The sequence below is a fragment of the Streptomyces humi genome (genome assembly GCF_001005085.2).
GTDB lineage: Bacteria > Actinomycetota > Actinomycetes > Streptomycetales > Streptomycetaceae > Streptomyces > Streptomyces humi.
The window spans coordinates 36,707-54,741 of sequence record NZ_LBMU02000071.1 but is presented as its reverse complement, the minus strand read 5'-3'; the positions used below and the strand labels follow the sequence as shown (position 1 = coordinate 54,741).

Genomic DNA, 18,035 nt, shown 5'->3' with positions numbered 1-18,035 from the left:
CACCGTAGACCGCAGTCGGCACCCGGCGGCGCACTCGCCCGTCCCGATAAGGCAGTCTTGTCCCCGTGCCCGAACCCGTAACGCGCAAGTCCGACCCCTCGGCTCATGACGTCCACCCGCACTCCGCGACCCTGAAGCGGCTGGAGAAGTCGTCCGGCAGCCTCGCCGCCCAGGCCATCGCGCGCATGGACGATTCCCTGCCGTGGTACCGGGCCATGCCCCCGGAGAACCGCTCCTGGATCGGGCTTGTCGCCCAGGCCGGCATCGCGGCCTTCACCGAGTGGTTCCGGCGCCCCGACGCGCCGCAGGCCATCTCGACGGACGTGTTCGGGACCGCGCCGCGCGAGCTGACCCGGGCGATCACGCTGCGGCAGACCGTGGAGATGGTGCGGACCACCATCGAGGTCATGGAGAGCGCCATCGACGAGGTGGCGGCCCCGGGCGACGAGAGAGTGCTGCGCGAGGCGCTGCTCGTGTACGCGCGGGAGATCGCCTTCGCGACCGCCCAGGTGTACGCCCAGGCCGCGGAGGCACGGGGTGCCTGGGACGCGCGCCTCGAGTCGCTGGTCGTGAACGCCGTGCTGAGCGGCGAGGCGGACGAGGGCGCGGTGAGCCGGGCGGCCGCGCTCGGCTGGAACTCGCCGGACCACGTGTGCGTCGTCCTCGGCACAGCGCCCGACGGGGACAGCGAGCTGACCGTCGAGGCCATCCGGCGGGCCTCCCGGCACGCCAAGCTCCAGGTGCTGACCGGGGTGCTCGGAGACCGGCTCGTCGTCATCGCCGGCGGCAGCGACAACCCGCTGGCCGTGGCGAAGTCACTGATCGGCCCGTTCGCCGCCGGGCCGGTCGTCGCGGGGCCCGTCGTACCCGATCTGCTGGCCGCCACGCGGTCCGCGCAGGCCGCCGCCGCCGGGCTCAAGGCGTGTTCTGCCTGGCAGGACGCGCCGCGGCCGGTGCTGGCGGACGATCTGCTGCCGGAGCGCGCCATCGCGGGCGATCCCAGTGCGCGTGAGCAGTTGGTGGAGGAGATCTACAGACCGCTGGAAGAAGCGGGCTCGGCGCTGCTGGAAACGCTGAGCGTCTATCTGGAACAGGCGAGCAGCCTGGAGGGCGCCGCCCGGATGCTCTTCGTCCACCCGAACACCGTGCGCTACCGGCTCCGACGTGTGACTGACGTCACCGGGTGGTCACCGTCCGATGTACGATCCGCCTTCACGCTGCGGATCGCGCTGATCCTGGGACGTCTGGTCGATGGAGATCTCCAGGCATAGCGTTTTGTCGGGGGCCCACAAAACCCCCTCGTGTTCTTCGTCCCTGTCCCCACGGGCGGCCGTGGCCGTCCACAAGAGAGAGTGTGAGAGTGCTCGTACTCGTCGCTCCCGGCCAGGGCGCTCAGACGCCCGGCTTCCTGACCCCATGGCTCGACCTCCCCGGTGTCGAGGACCGTCTGCGTGCCTGGTCGGACGCCATCGGTCTCGATCTCGTGCACTACGGCACGAACGCCGACGCGGACGAGATCCGGGACACCGCGATCGCCCAGCCCCTGCTCGTCGCCGCCGGGATCCTGTCCGGCGCGGCACTCGGTGACATCGCGACCGTCGCCCCCGGCGCCGTCGCCGGTCACAGCGTCGGTGAGATCACCGCCGCCGCCTTCGCGGGCGTCCTGGACGACACCGCCGCGCTGACCCTCGTGCGCAAGCGCGGACTCGCGATGGCCGAGGCCGCCGCGATCACCCGGACCGGCATGTCGGCGCTGCTCGGCGGCGACCCGGAGGTCTCCGTCGCGCACCTGGAGAAGCTCGGTCTGACCCCGGCGAACATCAACGGCGCCGGTCAGATCGTCGCCGCGGGCACGCTGGAGCAGCTCGCCGCGCTCGACGAGGACAAGCCCGAGGGCGTCCGCAAGGTCGTCGCCCTCAAGGTCGCCGGTGCCTTCCACACGCACCACATGGGCCCCGCGGTCGACCGGCTCGCCGAGGCGGCGAAGGAGTTCGCGCCCCTCGACCCGAAGTTCACCTACGTCTCCAACAAGGACGGGCAGACCGTCGCGTCCGGTGCCGAGATCGTGGACCGGCTGGTCGGCCAGGTCGCCAACCCGGTCCGCTGGGACCTGTGCATGGAGACCTTCAAGGAGCTCGGCGTCACCGCCCTCCTCGAGGTGTGCCCCGGCGGCACGCTGACCGGCCTCGCGAAGCGCGCCCTGCCCGGCGTGAAGACGCTGGCCCTGAAGACCCCCGACGACCTCGACGCGGCCCGCGAGCTCATCGCCGAGCACAGCTGAATTAGGAGCCCACTGCGATGTCGAAGATCAAGCCCAGCAAGGGTGCCCCGTACGCGCGCATCCTCGGCGTGGGCGGCTACCGCCCGACCCGTGTGGTGCCGAACGAGGTGATCCTCGAGACGATCGACTCGTCCGACGAGTGGATCCGCTCGCGCTCCGGCATCGAGACCCGGCACTGGGCGGGCCCCGAGGAGACCGTCGCCGCGATGTCGGTCGAGGCCGCCGGCAAGGCGATCGCGGACGCGGGCATCTCCGCCGAGCAGGTCGGCGCCGTGGTCGTCTCCACCGTCTCGCACTTCAGCCAGACCCCGGCCGTCGCCACCGAGATCGCCGACAAGCTGGGCACCGACAAGGCCGCCGCCTTCGACATCTCGGCCGGCTGCGCGGGCTTCGGCTACGGCCTGACGCTCGCCAAGGGCATGGTGGTCGAGGGTTCCGCCGAGTACGTCCTGGTGATCGGCGTGGAGCGGCTCAGCGACCTCACCGACCTGGAGGACCGGGCCACCGCCTTCCTGTTCGGCGACGGCGCGGGCGCGGTCGTGGTCGGCCCCTCGAAGGAGCCGGCGATCGGCCCGACCGTGTGGGGGTCGGAGGGCGACAAGTCCGAGACCATCAAGCAGACGATCCCCTGGGACCGTTTCCACTTCGGTGACCGCTCCGGGCTGCCGGTCGACAGCCAGGGCAACATCAAGTTTCCTGCGATCACGCAGGAGGGCCAGGCGGTGTTCCGCTGGGCCGTGTTCGAGATGGCGAAGGTCGCGCAGCAGGCACTGGACGCGGCCGGAATCAGCGCGGACGACCTGGACGTCTTCATCCCGCACCAGGCCAATGTGCGGATCATCGACTCGATGGTGAAGACTCTCAAGCTGCCGGAGCACGTCACGGTCGCCCGTGACATCCGCACCACCGGCAACACCTCGGCCGCCTCGATCCCGCTCGCGATGGAGCGGCTCCTGGCGACCGGCGAGGCGAAGAGCGGTGACACCGCGCTCGTCATCGGGTTCGGGGCGGGTCTCGTCTACGCCGCCACTGTCGTTACCCTCCCCTAGGCACTCCGTGCCGGATCATGCATCCGGTACGGGTACGCCGACTGCAACACCGCAGCAACCGTCTGGAACATCTAAGAAGGAGCGCCTGACATGGCCGCCACTCAGGAAGAGATCGTCGAAGGTCTCGCCGAGATCGTGAACGAGATCGCCGGCATCCCGGTTGAGGACGTCCAGCTGGACAAGTCCTTCACCGACGACCTGGACGTCGACTCGCTGTCCATGGTCGAGGTCGTCGTCGCCGCCGAAGAGCGCTTCGACGTCAAGATCCCGGACGAGGACGTCAAGAACCTCAAGACCGTCGGCGACGCGACCGACTACATCCTCAAGCACCAGGCCTGAGCACCCCGTCAGGGACTCAGGCACCAGCCCTGAGTCCCGCCGGGGTCCCCGGCCGCTAGGCCCCGCCACCCGGCGGTGGCGCCGTCGAATCCCGTATCCGTTGGAGAAAGAATTCCCGTGAGCCCGACCAATCGCACCGTGGTCGTCACCGGTATCGGCGCAACCACACCGCTGGGTGGCGACGTAGCTTCGTTCTGGGAGGCCCTGGTCGCCGGCAAGTCCGGCGTCAGCCTTCTGGAGCAGGACTGGGCCGCCGAGCTGCCCGTCCGTATCGCGGCACAGATCGCCGTCGAACCGAGCGAGATCCTCCCGCGTCCGCAGGCCCGCAAGCTGGACCGGTCCGCGCAGTTCGCGCTGATCGCCGCTCAGCAGGCCTGGAAGGACGCCGGTTTCACCGCCAAGGCCGGTGAGGACCAGTCCGCCAACCCCGACCGGGTCGGCGCGGTCATCGCCTCCGGCATCGGCGGTGTGACGACCCTGCTGGACCAGTACGACGTGCTCAAGGAGAAGGGCGTTCGCCGGGTCTCCCCGCACACCGTGCCGATGCTGATGCCCAACTCGCCGGCCGCCAACGTCGGTATCGAGCTGGGTGCGCGCGCCGGCGTGCACACCCCCGTGTCGGCCTGCGCCTCCGGCGCCGAGGCCATCGGGTACGCCATCGAGATGATCCGCACCGGGCGTGCGGACGTGGTGGTGGCCGGTGGCACCGAGGCCGCCATCCACCCGCTGCCCATCGTCGCGTTCGGCAACATGATGGCGATGTCCAAGAACAACGACGACCCGCAGGGCGCGTCGCGTCCCTACGACTCCGGCCGGGACGGCTTCGTGCTCGGCGAGGGCGCGGGTGTGATCGTCCTGGAGTCCGAGGAGCACGCGAAGGCGCGCGGGGCCCGGATCTACGTCGAGGCGGTCGGGCAGGGCATCTCGGCGGACGCGCACCACATCACGCAGCCGGAGCCGTCGGGCAACGGGATCGCGCACGCGCTCCAGAACCTGCTGGACAACACGGACCTGAAGCCGGCCGAGATCGTGCACGTCAACGCGCACGCGACGTCGACGCCTCAGGGTGACGTCGCCGAGATCAAGGCGCTGCGGAAGGTGTTCGGCGACGACGTCGACCACATGGCCATCTCCGCGACCAAGTCGATGACCGGTCACCTGCTGGGTGGCGCGGGCGGCATCGAGACCGTCGCGTCGATCCTGGCGCTGGTGAACCGGACGGCTCCGCCGACCATCAACCTGGACGAGCTCGACCCCGAGGTCAACGCGGACGTGGTGCGGGGCGAGGCCCGGCAGCTGCCCGAGGGGCAGATCGCCGTGCTGAACGACTCGTTCGGCTTCGGCGGACACAACGTGGTGCTGGCGTTCAGGACCGTGTGAGGCACGTTCCAGAACTGCTCGTGGCCCGGACTCCGTCGGATGGAGTCCGGGCCACAGTGCGTTTCGCCGTCGGCCGCGGGCCGGTGGGGGCTGGTCGCGCAGTTCCCCGCGCCCCTGAAAGACAGGCCAGCTGCACGAGCGCTCCTATAGGGGCGCGGGGAACTGCGCGAACGGCCACGACGGCGCCGCAGTCGGCGGACGGCAGGCGGGAGCGCTAGACCACCTGGTGGAGCCAGCGGACCGGCGCGCCCTCGCCCGCGTAGCGGAACGGCTCCAGTTCGTCGTCCCAGGGCTTGCCGAGGAGCTTGGCGATCTCGGCCTCCAGGGCCGTCTCGCCGCGCTGTGAGCGGGTCATGGCCGCTCTCAGACGGTCCTCCGGGATCAGGATGTCACCGTGGATGCCGGTGACCGCGTGGAAGATGCCCAGGTCGGGGGTGCAGCTGTAGCGCTCCCCCTCGGCCTTCGCGCAGGGTTCCGCGGTGACCTCGAAACGCAGCAGGTGCCAGCCGCGCAGCGCGGACGCCAGTTTGGAGGCCGTGCCGACCTCGCCCTGCCAGGAGAACTCGGAGCGCCAGGTCCCGGGGGCCGCGGGCTGCCGGATCCAGTCGAGGTTGACGCGCGTGCCGAGCACCCCGGCGACGGCCCACTCGACGTGCGGGCACAGCGCGCGCGGCGCGGAGTGCACGTACAGAACTCCACGTGTCGTCACCGGAACCTCCGGGAAGCGGGACATCTTGCTGGCTGGCTGGCGGCAGTGGCACGACGGCCGCTTGATGGCGAGGCTACCGTGCGGCGGCGCAAGGAGTGTGACGTACCGTCGGTCCCACAGCCAGGAAACCCCTGCCATTCACCCATGGGGACGCTTGTACGGGGGTGGTCCGTTGCAGCGGGCGGGGTGGGAACTCCCGTGCGTTGTTATGAAGGGGGACGAACAGCCTACGGAGAGGACCAGCGGGGTATGCGCAAGCAGCGACGCCGGCGTTCGCGTGCCCTGGTCGGCGCCGTGGCCGCCACCGCCGCGCTGGGGGTGACCGGGTGCGATGCCGTCGGCGGTGCCTCCGGGGCACCGGACGGCGGGCGGACGCACGCCTCACGGGCCGTACAGGTGTGGGACCGCAGCCCGGCGTCGATCGCGGCCGTGGGGGACTCCATCACGCGTGGCTTCGACGCGTGCACGGTGCTCTCGGACTGCCCGGAGGTGTCCTGGGCGACCGGCACCAGCGAGCAGGTGGACAGTCTGGCGGTACGTCTGCTCGGCCGGACGAGGGCGGCCGACCACAGCTGGAACTACGCGGAGACCGGCGCCCGGATGGCCGACCTGTCCGACCAGGTGGCGGACGCGGTGGTGCGCAGGCCGGCGCTGGTCACGGTGATGGTGGGGTCCAACGACGCCTGCCGTTCGTCGGTGCGGGCGATGACCTCGGTGGCGGACTTCCGCACCCAGTTCGAGGAGGCGCTGGGCACCCTGCGCAAGGCCCTGCCGAAGACGCAGGTGTACGTGGCGAGCGTGCCGAACCTGAAGCGGCTGTGGTCGGAGGGGCGCACCAATCCGCTGGGCAAGCAGATCTGGAAGCTGGGCATCTGCCCCTCGATGCTGGGCGACGCGGACGACCTGACCGCCACGGCGGTCCTGCGCCGCGACCGGGTGCAGCAGCGGGTGGAGGACTACAACACGGTGCTGGCGCAGGTCTGCGCCAAGGACCGACGGTGCCGTTTCGACGGCGGGGCGGTGTACCGGTACCGCTTCGGCACGGACCAGTTGAGCCACTGGGACTGGTTCCATCCGAGCACCGACGGCCAGTCGAAGCTGGCCGCGATCGCCTACCGGACCGTCACCGCGAAGAACCCGGTGGACTAGACCCTTGGCTTAGAGTCTCCCCATGAGCGAACTTTTCGGCACACTTTCCGACGGCACCCAGGTCCACCGCTGGACCCTGGAGCGCGCCGGGACGCGGGTGCGGATCCTGTCGTACGGGGGGATCGTGCAGTCGGTCGAGGTCCCGGACCGGGACGGGCGGACGGCGGACGTGGTGCTGGGGTTCGCCGGCCTGGACGGCTATCTGGAGAACCCGGGCCCGTATCTGGGCGCCCTGGTCGGCCGGTACGCCAACCGGATCGCGCGGGCCCGTTTCCCGCTGGACGGCGTGACCTACGCGCTGGAGCCGAACAACGCGCCCAACTCGCTGCACGGCGGCCCCGGCGGCTTCGACAAGCGGGTGTGGGACGTGACGGGCGTCGAGCACGGGGTGCGGCTGGCCCGGGTGAGCCCGCACGGCGAGGAGGGCTTCCCGGGGCGGCTGGAGGTGTCCGTGACGTACACGCTGGACGCCGGCGGCGCGCTGCGGATCGCCTACGAGGCGGTCACCGACGCGCCGACCGTCGTGAACCTCACCAACCACAGCTACTTCAACCTGGCGGGCGCCGGGAACGCGACCGGCCAGGAACTGCGGATCGCCGCCTCGCGCTACACGCCCGTCGACGGCGACCTGATCCCGACGGGGGTCCTGGAGGACGTCTCCGGCACCCGTTTCGACTTCCGTACGGCCCGGAAGACCGGCTCCGGCTACGACCACAACCTCGTCCTCGACAAGGGCGTCACGGACACCCCGGTGGAGATCGCCGAACTGCACGACACGGGGTCCGGCCGCACCCTCACCGTGGCCACCACCGAACCGGGCGTCCAGCTGTACACGGCCGAGCACCTGACCGCCCCGTTCGCGCCCGGTGACGGCATCGCCCTGGAGACCCAGCACTTCCCGGACTCCCCGAACCGCCCGGAGTTCCCGAGCACCCGCCTCGACCCGGGCGCGGTGTACCGCTCGGAGACGGTGTACGGCTTCGGGGTGCGGGACTGACGCAGCCCGGACGCAAGCCCCGGTCCAGGGGTCAGGTCCCGGACCGGGGCTGCTCAAGGGGGACTTGTCCCGGATCTCACCTTAGCCGCGGCTGTGAGACGGCGGCCGGTGATCGAGCGGCCGCCGGGAATCTCGTACGAACCCTTCACAAACCGGCCGACCCGGCACGGCATGGACCACACCGTCTCCCGCACGCGATACTGCGCCCCGAACGGCACCACGCACCCCACTGCGACGGAAGGCCAACTCCCGTGAACTCGCTGCGTGTTCGGATCGGTGTGCTCGGAATCGCCCTGCTGGCCGGGGCGCTGGCCCCCACCGCGGCGCAGGCGGCGCCGGCCGCCCCCTCCCCCACCGTCGAGGAACTGCGGCTCGACCGGGCCGTGCCGCAGGAGATACTCCGGCGGTCCGGGTTCGACGACGTGGCACCGGGGTTCGCCCGGGCCCTGGACGGCACGCGCTCCTACGCCGAGGCCAGGCGGACCGTCCTACGGGAGGGGTCGGCGCTGTGGCGGCGGGCCGTGGACCGGGCGCAGGGCCGGGGGCCGCTCGGAGGTGATCTCAGCCGGGACGACGACCGGCCGCTGTACTGGGCGCGGCTCGGGATGACCCGGTACGTGCGGACCTGGGAGCCGGCGTTCGGGGTGAGCGACGCCCGACGGGCCGCCCTGCTCGACGTGCTGGAGCGGACCTCGCGCGGGGAGACGGACCTCCGGTACCCCGGTCACCTGCGGCGGATCCTGGTCACCGGGTTCGACCCGTTCACGCTCGACCGGGACATCCGGATCTCCAATCCGTCCGGGGCGAGCGCGCTGGCCCTGGACGGGACGGTCGTGCGGACCGCGCACGGTCCCGCGCGGGTCGAGACGGCCGTGTTCCCGGTGCGGTGGGACGACTTCGCGGCGGGGACCGTGGAGCGGACCCTGCGGCCGTACCTGCCGGAGGTGGACCTGTTCACCACGGTGAGCCAGGGGCGGGTCGGCCGGTTCGACGTGGAGCGGACCAACGGGGCCTGGCGGGGCGGCTTCCCGGACAACGAGAACGTGAGCCGGACCGGGACCGTCCCGGTCGCCGACCCGGCCTCGCAGCCCCAGTGGACGACCACGACCCTGCCCTACGCGGCGATCGTGGCGGCGTCGACGGGGCGTTTCCCGGTGTACGACCACACCGAGGTGACCGAGATCCCGGCAGGCGGTACGGAGGCCGTCGTACGGGCGGACGGACCGACCGCCGGGTCCACCGCGCGGGCCGGGGGCGGCGGGGACTACCTCTCCAACGAGATCGCCTACCGCGCCACCCTGCTGCGGGACCGGCTCGGGTTGCGCGACCGGCTGCCGGGCGGGCACGTGCACACGCCGGTACTGCAATTCGGCGCCGGGAACGCCACCGAGGTGACCGACCCGGAGTTCGTGCGGAACCGGGTGGACATCATCGACCAGGTACGGGCGATCGTGACCGTGGCGGCCGACGCGGGCCTCAGGAGCTGACGGGTTCGCCGGCCCGTTGGTCCTCGTCCGCCGTCTCCTCGCCCAGCAGGTCGCGGGCGAGGAGTGTGGCACCCGCGACCGCGCCCGGCATCAGGAACACCGCGACGAACGGGACCAGGAAGGCGAGGCCCAGCGGGGTGCCGAAGCCCCACACCAGGGTCTTGCGGGAGCGCAGCAGGGCGAGCCGGGCGCGCAGGTCGACACCCCGGCGCTGGAGGGCGACGGCGGCGAGTTCCTCGGTGAGGAAGAAGCCGGTCACGAAGAACCCGACGACGGGTACGACCGTCTGGCCGACGAAGGGCAGGAAGCCGAGGGCGAAGAGGAGCAGGCCCCAGAGCGCGGCGCGGACCAGGACGCGCAGGCTGTCGCGGGCCGATATCCACAGCTCGCGCCAGAACGGCAGCCCGGACTCGGGCGCGGTGCCGTCGGGCGAGACGTCCGCGTCGACCTTCTCGGAGAGGTTCTCGTAGAACGGCTGGCCGACCAGCAGGGTCACCGCGGTGAAGGTGAGGACGGCGCCGAGGAGGCCGAGGGCGAACAGGACGGCGGTGAGGAGGCCCCGGAAGAGGCCCTGCCAGGGGCTGGACCAGTCGTCGGCGAACGGGGTGGCCCAGGCGACGAGATCCGCACCCCACAGGGCCAGCGCGACCAGCGCCGCAGCGTAGAGGACCAGGGTGATCAGGCCGGGCAGCAGTCCGAAACCGAACTGCCTGCCGTGCCTGCCCACCCACCGCTGGCCCTTGAGGAGATATCCGAAACCCGCCCCGAGATCACGCATGGCGAAAACTTTACCGGGGATCGGAAAGGGTCCGGCGGGGGCTGTGGACGCGCACCGGGGGCCGGCCGTGGCGGCGGTGACGGCGGGCCGCGTTGCCGCTGTTGAGTCGAACGGGTACGTCTTGCCGTACCGACCTACGGAACCACACAGGTGGCGGCTCGGTTGAGGAGAGCGGATGACTCAGGAGATCACCGTCCAGGGCACGGTCGCGGAGGGCTTCGAGGCGGTGCGCGAGGAGTTCGCCGCGTTCGTCGCCGAGGGACCGGCCGACTACGAGGGGCAGCTGTGCGCGTACGTCCACGGCCGGCGGGTCGTCGACCTGTGGGCCGGTGAGGGAGCCGACGGGGACTCCCTGTACGGGGTGTTCTCGTCCACCAAGGGGGCCGCGCACCTGGTGGTGGCGATGCTGGTGCAGGACGGCACGCTGGAGCTCGACCGCAAAGTCACCTACTACTGGCCGGAGTTCGCAGCGGAGGGCAAGGGCGCGCTGACGTTGCGGGAGCTGGTCGCGCACCGGGCCGGCCTGATCGGCACCGACACCGGGTTCGGCCCGCGGGAGCTGGCCGACGACCGGGCGATGGCCGAACGCCTCGCCGACCAGCGGCCGTTCTGGCGGCCCGGCTCCGCCTTCGGCTACCACGCCCTCGTCATCGGGGCGCTCACCGGCGAGGTGGTGCGGCGGGCCACCGGCCGCACCCTCCAGGACGTGTACGAGGAGCGGGTCCGGGCGCCGTACGGCCTCGGGTTCTTCCTGGGCCTGCCGGCCGCGCAGGAACCGCGGTTCCGCACCGTCCAGCCGTTGCGCCCGACGCCCGCGGAGCAGGCGCTCCTGGACTCCGTCCCGTCCGGGCCGCACACGCTCGCCGCGATCGCCTTCAACGAGCACGCGGCCGAGCCGACCGCCCTGGACGCCCTTCCGAACGACCGGCTGGTGCGGGCGAAGGGCCCGGCGTCGTTCGGCGGGGTGGCGTCGGCGCGCGGTCTGGCCGGGATGTACGCGGCGCTGCTCAGCGAGGTCGACGGCAAGGCGCCGCTGCTGAAGGAGGACACGGTGGCGGAGTTCGGGCAGTTCCACTCGGTGGGGTACGACCTCGTGGCTCGCACCCACAAGGCGTACGGCCTGGGCTTCCAGGCGACGGCGGACGTCTGGCACCCGTTCCTGGGCGCCGGCACGATCGGGCACAGCGGCGCTGCGGGCTCCCAGGCGTTCGCGGACCCACGGAGCGGCCTCGCCTACGGCTACACGAGGCGCCGCTTCGCGTTCCCGGGCGGGGCGGCCCCGGAGAACGACCGGCTGGCCCTGGCCGTGCACAGGGCGGCGCGGGCCCGGTAGGGACCCCGCACTCGGTAGGGGCCCCGGACTCGGTAGGGGCCCGGGCCCGCTAGGGACCCCGGGCCCGCTACGGACCCCGGGCCCGCTACGGACCCCGGGCCCGGTAGAGGCTCCGGACCCGGAAGAGGCTCCGGACCCGCTACGGACCCCGGGCCCGGTAGAGGCTCCGGACCCGGTAGAGGACCCGGACCCGGAAGAGGCCCCGGACCCGGAAGAGGCCCCGGACCCGGAAGAGGCCCTGGACCCGGAAGAGGCCCGCCCGGGCCCCCGCGGGGGCGCGGGCCGCTCGTGGGTCTATCCGGCGCAGGCGAGCCTCGCCCCACCCCAGTCCGCGTGATCATGCGCGTTCCCGTCCCCGCCGTCCCCGACGACGAGATGCAGCTCCTGGACGCCGGTGACGTCGACGTCCAGCGGCAGCCCCGCCGACTCCCCGGTCAGTACGTCGGTCGTCGCCAGCGTGCGGCCGTCCCCGACCAGGGAGAAGACGACCGAGCCGTACGGCGCGACCTCGTCGTCGACGCCGACCGTGGCGGTGAACCGGTTGCAGTCGCCGCCGAGGTACAGGCCCACGTCGCCGGCGGCGTGCGCGCCGACCCCCTTGGCGAAGGCGACGCCCCGGATGCTCATCGGCCGTCCGTCCCCCGCCGCCTGCTCGCCGTTGGACATGTCCCGCTCGACCGGCCCCCACCCGTTGTCGGCGGATACGAAGGACAGCTCGCTCGCATACGGGTTGCCGGTGGGCGCCGGGATCGGTACCCGGGTGCTCGCGCCGCCGTACGTCCAGTGCCGCACGCCTTCCCGGTGGTACGTGGCGAGCGGCGTGAAGGTGTTGGTCACCGGGGTGTCCGTGGCCGTCGGCGCGGTGACGGTCCAGCTGGCCGTGACCGACTGCCCTTGGGCGACCCTGGCGAAGGTCACGGGCGTGGTCGGGACGGTCCGCCAGTTCGCCGGGGCACCAGGGGTCAGCGTGAGGCCGGTCGCCGCACCGGTGGTCGCCCCGGTACCGGTCCGTGGGACGGTGAACGTCGTCGTCAGGGTCGCGGACGCGCCCCGCCGGACCGTCGCGGGCAGGCCGGCCGTGAGCGTCGCGGGGGCCGCGGCGGGCCGGCGTACGGGGGTGATGCTCAGGTTGTCGAACTCGTCGGTCTGGTAGCCGGCCACGCCGATGCCGGCCTGTCCGGCCGGATACGCGGAGTCGTCCACCGCGCCGACCCGCCGGCCGTCGACGCTCGCGGTGATGGTGGTGCCGCTGAAGCCGAGGGCGAGGCTGTGCCAGCGGTGGGTGCCCAGGGCGCGGGCGGTGCCGTCGGCGAGGGTGGTCAGCCGGCCGGCCGTGTCGCTCCTGACGACGGACCAGGCACCGGTGTCGGCGACCCGCAGGAAGTAACCCGCCTGGTGGGACTGGGGACGCTGCTGTTCGCCGGCCCTGCCGACGAGTTCGACGGTGCCGGGCTGCTCCAGGTACACGTCGGAACTGACCGTGTAGTCACGCCAGTCGGTGTCGCCGAGCAACGCGAACGCGTCGCTGTCGTCCTGCCACTCGATGGGCCGCTCGGCGGCCATCTGCCGTACGCACCGCCCCGGCCGGCCGCCGCCGCACCGCACGGTCTCGAAGGAACCCTGCATGTCCGAGAGGTACCTGGCCTCGCGGCCGGGGGCCGGCCGGTCGAAGGAGTCGCGGTACGGCAGCGCGAGCCGGTGCCTCGGCGGGCTGACGGCCGTGCCCCGGCCCTGGCCGGTGGTGGTCGTCAGGGAGTACACGTGACCGGGCTGGAGCGTGACGGAGAAGTGGCCGCCCTCGGGTACCACGTCACCGGTGTGGACGAAGCCGCGGCCGTTCGACGTGAGGTCGGTGGCCCAGATGTGCACGGTGCCGGCCGGCAGCCCGCCGCCCACTGTGAAGTCCGCCGTCCGTGCGCTGCTCGCGGTGGAGGTCTCGATGATCGTGCTGTAGGCGGAGTTGTCGGCGGGCTTGAGGGTGACGTAGCTGCCGTCGGCCCGGTCGCCGCCCAGGTAGCCACTGGCCTGGTCGTCGAACCGCCAGCCGGGACGGGTCACCTGGGTGACCTGGGCGGTGGTCCAGAGGCTGGTGCCCAGCCGGTACGCCCCGGACCACGGCTGGTTCGCGACCGCGAGGCCGACCGTGTCGTACGGCAGGTTGGGGTAGACCGCCGCCAGCAGGGGCCAGTTGAGGTAGGCGGTGTACCTGCCGTCGAGGTAGCCGCGGGTGATGGAGCGGATCAGGGCGCCGGCGCCGGTGTCCGCGTCGAGGGAGCCGTTCTCGCTGGCCCACAGGGGTTTGCCGGTGGCCTGGGCGGTGTCGGAGCTGTAGCAGGTGTTCGCGCTGCCGCCGTCGCCGCCCTCGCACGGGTAGTGCACGCCCACCGCGTCGACGGAGTCGGCGAACCGCGGGTCCTTGGCGATGTCGTCGGCGACGTCCAGGCCGGAGTCGGCGGCGACGATCCGCACCGGGAGGTGCCGGGCGGCCAGTGCGGCGTGCAGTTTCTCGTACCAGCCGATGTCGTAGCCGCGTTCGTTCCAGCCGCCCAGGTAGTCGATGTCCAGGCCGTGCTGCCGGGCGCAGCCGAGCCAGTCGACCAGGTAGTCGATCATGTCCTGGGACCAGAAGTCGCCGCCGCCCGGGGTGTCGGCGGTGTTGCCTATCCAGCCGGGGGCGCCCCAGGCCAGGCCGTAGAGCTTGATGCCGGGGTTGCGCTTCTTGGCCTGCTCCATCAGCCACCACTCGTAGCCGCTGTCGCAGTGCACGGTCCCCCGGGTGTGCTCGATGCTGGGTTCGGAGCCGTCCGTGGAGTTGGTGTCGCCGCCGATCTCCACCTTGAGGAGTTGCAGGGCGGCGCCGTAGCCGGGCTTGAAGAGGTAGTCGAGGATGCGGCCGCGTTGCGGCTCGGGGTAGTCGACGAGCAGCCGGGAGTTGCCTCCGCCGCCGCTGATGGCGCCGATGCCGTCGAAGGTGCGGCCGGTACCGGACCCGTCCACGGTGATCGTGGTGGCGGGCGGCGCGGACGTCGTGGTGGCGGCGCGGGCTGACAACGATGTCAGGGCGCCGGAGAGGAACGCTAGGCAGCTGACGACCGCGAGCCATGACAGCACGCGGTACCGGACGGACTGGAGCATGCGGCTCTCCCGACCCTGAGACCAGCGGAGGCGAACACCTACGCGCACATGGCTACAGGAACGCACAGCTCCGGGGAAGACTTCGGACAGGATCCAACAGAGGTATTCCGAAGGGGGCTTCGGTGGCGCGACGTCCGGCGCCCCCGCGGCGGGGGCGCCGGACGGGCGTTCACAGCTTGACGATCATCTTCCCGGTGTTGTCGCCGCGCAGCACCCCGAGGAACGCCTCCAGGTTGTTCTCGATGCCCTCGACGACCGTCTCGCGGTACTTCAGCTGCCCGGACGCGACCCACGGGCCGACCTCGGCGACGAACTGCGGCTGAAGGTCGTAGTGGTCGCCGACCAGGAAGCCCTCGATGCGCCCGCGGGTCTGGATGAGGCGCGCGAGGTTCTTCGGGCCGGGGACGGGCTCGGTGCTGTTGTAGACCGAGATCATGCCGCAGACCGCGATCCGGCCGTCCCGGTTGAGCTGCCCGATCGCAGCCTCCAGGTGGTCACCGCCGACGTTGTCGAAGTACACGTCGACGCCGTCCGGGGCGGCGGCCCGCAGCTGCTCGGCGACCGGGCCGTTCTTGTAGTTGAAGGCCGCGTCGAAACCGTACTCCTCGACCAGGAGCTTGACCTTCTCGTCGGAGCCGGCCGAGCCGATCACCCGGGAGGCGCCCTTGAGCCTGGCGATCTGGCCGACCTGGCTGCCGACCGCGCCGGCCGCGCCGGACACGAAGACGGAGTCGCCCTCCTTGAAGGAGGCGGTGCGCAGCAGACCCGCGTAAGCGGTGAGGCCGGTCATGCCGAGGACACCGAGGTACGTCGACAGGGGCGCGGCCTGCGCGTCCACCTTGACGGCGTTCTTCGCGTCCACGACGGCGTACTCGCGCCAGCCGAAGAAGTGCAGGACGTGGTCGCCGGCCGCGATGCCCTCGGCGTTCGACTCGACGACCTCGCCGACCGCGCCGCCCTGCATGACCTTGCCCAGTTCGAAGGGGGCCACGTAGGACTTGGCCGAGCTCATCCTGCCGCGCATGTACGGGTCCACGGAGACGTACTTGTTCCGTACCAGCACCTGTCCTTCACCCGGCGTCGGGACCTCGGCCTCGACCAGGGCGAAGTCCTCGGGCTTCGGCCAGCCGACGGGACGGCTGACCAGGTGCCACTCGCGGTTGATCATGACGGTGCGCCTTTCCGAAAATACTTCAGTACCTGAAACAACCATGCTCCTGAATATTTCAGAATGTCAAGTAACCGGGTATCCTGGAGTTCATGTCCACCTCACGGTCCACCCCGGCGCAGACCCGCAGACCCGACGCCCTGACCCTCGAGGTCGTCGAGCTCATCGGGGACGTCGTGTCCCGTTTCTACGCCGACTACGAGGAGGCGGCGGGCGAACACGCGCTGACCGGGGCGCAGGCTCGCCTGCTCAGCCTGCTGTCGCTGGAGCCGCTGCCGATGCGGAAGCTGGCGCAGAAACTGAAGTGCGAGCCGTCCAACGTGACGGGGATCGTGGACCGGCTGGAGGCGCGCGGGCTCGTGGAGCGGCGGCCGGACCCGGCGGACCGCCGGGTGAAGCTGGCCGCGGCGACCGACGAGGGCCGGCGGGTCGCCCGCGACCTGCGGGAGGGGCTGCGCTTCGCGCGCGAGCCGCTGGCGGGCCTCACGGACGCGGAGCGGCTGTCGCTACGGGACCTGCTGCGGCGGATGCTGGGCACCGACGCGTAGGGGCCGGTGCTCCCCGGCGACACCGGCCCCTCGGTGGCGTTACGCGAACTGACCCGGGCGGTAGTCGCCGGCCGGCTGCTGGAAGATGACGTTCAGCCGGTTGAAGGCGTTGATCGCGGCGATCGTCGCCACCAGCGCGACGAGTTCCTCCGAGTCGTAGTGCTTGGCCGCGTTCTCCCAGACCTCGTCCGGGACACCGCCGGCCGCGTCGGCGATCCGGGTGCCCTGCTCGGCCAGCTCCAGGGCGGCACGCTCGGCCTCGGTGAAGACGGTCGCCTCGCGCCAGGCACCGACCAGGTGGAGGCGCTGCTGGGTCTCGCCGGCCTCGGCCGCGTCCTTGGTGTGCATGTCGAGGCAGTAGCCGCAGCCGTTGATCTGGCTGGCGCGGATCTTCACGAGCTCCAGGGTGGCGTCGGGGACCGTCGTCTCGTGAGCGACCTTGCCGGCGCCGACGAAGTGCTTGACGAGCTTGGTGGCGACGGGGCTGGCGAAGAGGTTCAGACGGGCTTCCATGGGGTGCTCCCTGCGGTGTCGTCCCAGTGGGTTACGCACCTATGACGGGCCGGGGGAGCAGGATGTGACACGTTTGCTGAATTTGCTTCAGCACTGCGTCAACTGCGGATGATCCGTGGTTGCTCGCACAGTCCCTCCCCCAGCGCACCTGACGGGACGCTCCCGCTCACGTACACCACCAGAGGAAGCGGTTGCACGTCTGGGTCGGGGACGGGGCCGGGGTCGGGTCCGAGGTCGTCGGGGCCGCCGTCGGGGTCGAGCCCGCCGTGGTGGCCGGTGCCGCCGTCGGCGCACCGCTGCCCGGGGCCACCGTCGCCGACTGGGCGTCCGTGTCCTTCGGGGACGCCGACGGGGAGCCGGACGCCTTGTCCTTCGACGCGGAAGGGGACGGGGAGGCCGAGGGGTCGGGCGAGGCGGAGCCCGGCGCGCCCGTGGCGCCCGAGGTGTCACCCAGGGGCTGGGCCGTCGTACCGGGGGACGACGTGGCGGTGCCGCCGTCGGTCGTGTCGCCGCCGGCCGAGGTGGCGCCGGGGCTGGTGAAGGGTATGGCGTCGGTGCCGAGTTCGGCGAGGCTCAGGGCGCCGGCCGCCAGGACGCAGGCCGCGCTCACGAGCAGGATCCTGCGGCGCCGTCTTCGATGTGCCGCCGCCTTGCGGTCGCGACGGCTGCCGTCGGCCTCGGACGGGCCCACGGGAGCGCCGTCGGAGGGGCTTCCGGAGGGACCCTCGGCGGCCCGCCCGCGCCCTCTCCCGCGGGCGGCGCGGCGCCGGTCGGCCCGGCCGCCCGCCCGGGGTTCGTCGGCCCCTTCGGCCCCTTCGGCCCCTTCGGCCTCGCTGCCCCCGCCGCCGCGTCCGGCTTCGGTGAACTCCGCTCCCGTGTACGGCGTTCCGGCATCGGCGGCCGGGCCGGGAGGGGCCGCCTCGGGCGCGGACGCGCGTAGCGTTTCGACCGGTGCGCCGCACCCGGGGCAGGCGAGGGCGCCGTTGAGGTGCCGTCGGCACGGGTGGCAGTAGTCCATGACGCGGGAAGACTAAGTTCCCCGCGGGTCACATAACCAGGCACCTCTGTGAAGGTTCTGTGGGGGACCGAAAAAACTGTCGAAAGCCTTGTCGAAACCGTTACCTGTTCGACCCATTGACACCCAGACCGCCCCGTCCTTACTGTCACGC

Annotated in this window: 16 protein-coding genes and 1 pseudogene; 10 read left to right on the top strand and 7 right to left on the bottom strand. The window is 71.9% G+C overall.

The annotated features are described in order from the left end of the window. Positions 1-65: 65 nt before the first annotated feature. From AAW13_RS29280 to fabF, 5 genes are all read left to right on the top strand, one after another. A complete protein-coding gene (locus AAW13_RS29280) occupies positions 66-1,271 on the top strand; it encodes a PucR family transcriptional regulator (RefSeq protein ID WP_046729049.1) in 1,206 nt (401 codons plus the stop codon). 89 nt (positions 1,272-1,360) lie between these two features. Beyond that, entirely contained in the window at positions 1,361-2,281 is a 921-nt protein-coding gene (locus AAW13_RS29275; RefSeq protein ID WP_046729050.1) for an ACP S-malonyltransferase, read from the top strand. A gap of 17 nt (positions 2,282-2,298) precedes the next feature. Then, positions 2,299-3,330: a ketoacyl-ACP synthase III gene (locus tag AAW13_RS29270; RefSeq protein ID WP_046729051.1), complete on the top strand. Its 1,032-nt coding sequence runs from the start codon at positions 2,299-2,301 to the stop codon at positions 3,328-3,330. 90 nt (positions 3,331-3,420) lie between these two features. Further along, a complete protein-coding gene (locus AAW13_RS29265) occupies positions 3,421-3,669 on the top strand; it encodes an acyl carrier protein (RefSeq protein ID WP_046425089.1) in 249 nt (82 codons plus the stop codon). Positions 3,670-3,786: 117 nt separating this feature from the next. After that, positions 3,787-5,049 (top strand): beta-ketoacyl-ACP synthase II, encoded by a 1,263-nt coding sequence (gene fabF, locus AAW13_RS29260; RefSeq protein WP_046729052.1) that lies wholly within the window; start codon positions 3,787-3,789, stop codon positions 5,047-5,049. 214 nt (positions 5,050-5,263) lie between these two features. Here fabF and AAW13_RS29255 read toward each other — a convergent pair whose 3' ends face one another. Further along, positions 5,264-5,758: a DUF3145 domain-containing protein gene (locus tag AAW13_RS29255; RefSeq protein ID WP_046729053.1), complete on the bottom strand. Its 495-nt coding sequence runs from the start codon at positions 5,756-5,758 to the stop codon at positions 5,264-5,266. Between the two features lie 249 nt (positions 5,759-6,007). Here AAW13_RS29255 and AAW13_RS29250 point away from each other — a divergent pair, with 249 nt between their 5' ends. The 3 genes from AAW13_RS29250 to AAW13_RS29240 all read left to right on the top strand — a co-directional run bounded on the left by AAW13_RS29250 (position 6,008) and on the right by AAW13_RS29240 (position 9,391). Beyond that, the gene (locus AAW13_RS29250) at positions 6,008-6,907 is read left to right on the top strand and encodes an SGNH/GDSL hydrolase family protein (RefSeq protein ID WP_046729054.1); all 900 of its coding nucleotides are present in this window, start codon (positions 6,008-6,010) and stop codon (positions 6,905-6,907) included. Positions 6,908-6,929: 22 nt separating this feature from the next. Next, the gene (locus AAW13_RS29245; protein ID WP_046729055.1) at positions 6,930-7,904 is read left to right on the top strand and encodes an aldose epimerase family protein; all 975 of its coding nucleotides are present in this window, start codon (positions 6,930-6,932) and stop codon (positions 7,902-7,904) included. Between the two features lie 251 nt (positions 7,905-8,155). Then, positions 8,156-9,391 (top strand): pyroglutamyl-peptidase I, encoded by a 1,236-nt coding sequence (locus tag AAW13_RS29240; protein ID WP_046729056.1) that lies wholly within the window; start codon positions 8,156-8,158, stop codon positions 9,389-9,391. Here AAW13_RS29240 and AAW13_RS29235 read toward each other — a convergent pair. Then, the gene (locus tag AAW13_RS29235) at positions 9,381-10,169 is read right to left on the bottom strand and encodes an EI24 domain-containing protein (protein ID WP_046729057.1); all 789 of its coding nucleotides are present in this window, start codon (positions 10,167-10,169) and stop codon (positions 9,381-9,383) included. The two genes, AAW13_RS29240 and AAW13_RS29235, sit on opposite strands and share 11 nt — an antisense overlap. Before the next feature lie 175 nt (positions 10,170-10,344). Here AAW13_RS29235 and AAW13_RS29230 point away from each other — a divergent pair, with 175 nt between their 5' ends. Further along, a complete protein-coding gene (locus AAW13_RS29230) occupies positions 10,345-11,502 on the top strand; it encodes an EstA family serine hydrolase (protein ID WP_046729058.1) in 1,158 nt (385 codons plus the stop codon). Positions 11,503-11,796: 294 nt separating this feature from the next. Here AAW13_RS29230 and AAW13_RS29225 read toward each other — a convergent pair whose 3' ends face one another. Then, entirely contained in the window at positions 11,797-14,637 is a 2,841-nt protein-coding gene (locus AAW13_RS29225; protein WP_052768532.1) for an NPCBM/NEW2 domain-containing protein, read from the bottom strand. A 169-nt stretch (positions 14,638-14,806) separates the two neighbouring features. Then, positions 14,807-15,805 (bottom strand): NADP-dependent oxidoreductase, encoded by a 999-nt coding sequence (locus AAW13_RS29220; protein ID WP_046729059.1) that lies wholly within the window; start codon positions 15,803-15,805, stop codon positions 14,807-14,809. Between the two features lie 92 nt (positions 15,806-15,897). On the opposite strand from AAW13_RS29220, the gene AAW13_RS29215 reads away from it, so the two are divergent. Next, positions 15,898-16,353: a MarR family winged helix-turn-helix transcriptional regulator gene (locus tag AAW13_RS29215; RefSeq protein ID WP_046729060.1), complete on the top strand. Its 456-nt coding sequence runs from the start codon at positions 15,898-15,900 to the stop codon at positions 16,351-16,353. A gap of 39 nt (positions 16,354-16,392) precedes the next feature. Here AAW13_RS29215 and AAW13_RS29210 read toward each other — a convergent pair whose 3' ends face one another. From AAW13_RS29210 to AAW13_RS47845, 3 genes and pseudogenes are all read right to left on the bottom strand, one after another. Next, positions 16,393-16,866 carry a carboxymuconolactone decarboxylase family protein gene (locus AAW13_RS29210; RefSeq protein ID WP_046729061.1) on the bottom strand — a complete coding sequence of 158 codons (474 nt, stop codon included), beginning with the start codon at positions 16,864-16,866 and terminating at the stop codon, positions 16,393-16,395. 166 nt (positions 16,867-17,032) lie between these two features. Then, positions 17,033-17,557, bottom strand: a complete 525-nt coding sequence (locus tag AAW13_RS29205) for a TrbL/VirB6 family protein (RefSeq protein ID WP_143145049.1) — start codon at positions 17,555-17,557, stop codon at positions 17,033-17,035. Between the two features lie 102 nt (positions 17,558-17,659). Further along, positions 17,660-17,884, bottom strand: a pseudogene (locus AAW13_RS47845) (SCO2400 family protein); the annotation flags it as partial. Positions 17,885-18,035: the final 151 nt, after the last annotated feature.